The 406-nt window shown below is 65.8% G+C and carries 1 protein-coding gene; it reads left to right on the top strand.

The annotated features are described in order from the left end of the window. A partial coding sequence (locus KDH83_RS31810) for an ATP-binding cassette domain-containing protein (RefSeq protein ID WP_212323172.1) occupies window positions 1–406 on the top strand: 406 nt, incomplete at both ends.

Here is a 406-nt window from a genome sequence, read left to right as displayed (position 1 = left end):
GTCGAGGAAAATCTCGGACTGGCGCTGTCGACGCGCCGCAACGCGAGCGGCGCCCAGGATCTGGAAATGGCGCTGGACATGTTCCCCATCCTGCGCCAGCGCTACAAGGGCGCCGCCGGCTATCTGTCCGGCGGCGAGCAACAGCAATTGGCCATTGCCAGGGCCATGTTGCTGCGCCCTCGCCTGCTCTTGATCGACGAACCATCGCTTGGCCTGGCGCCGCTCGTCATCGATCAGGTCTACGACAAATTGCGCCAGCTGAACCAAAGCGGCATGACGCTGCTGGTGGTGGAGCAATCGACGGCCCGCGTCATGGACCTGGCCACGCACGTCCACGTGTTGCGCAATGGCCAGGTTGCACTGACTTGCGCCGCCGGCGAGATCGGCGACGGCCGGGCCCTGGAGC

This window comes from Achromobacter sp. Marseille-Q0513, assembly GCF_018195695.1.
Taxonomy (GTDB): Bacteria; Pseudomonadota; Gammaproteobacteria; order Burkholderiales; family Burkholderiaceae_B; genus Achromobacter.
The sequence above is the reverse complement of the archived record's forward strand: the minus strand, read 5'-3'. Positions and strand labels throughout refer to the sequence as shown.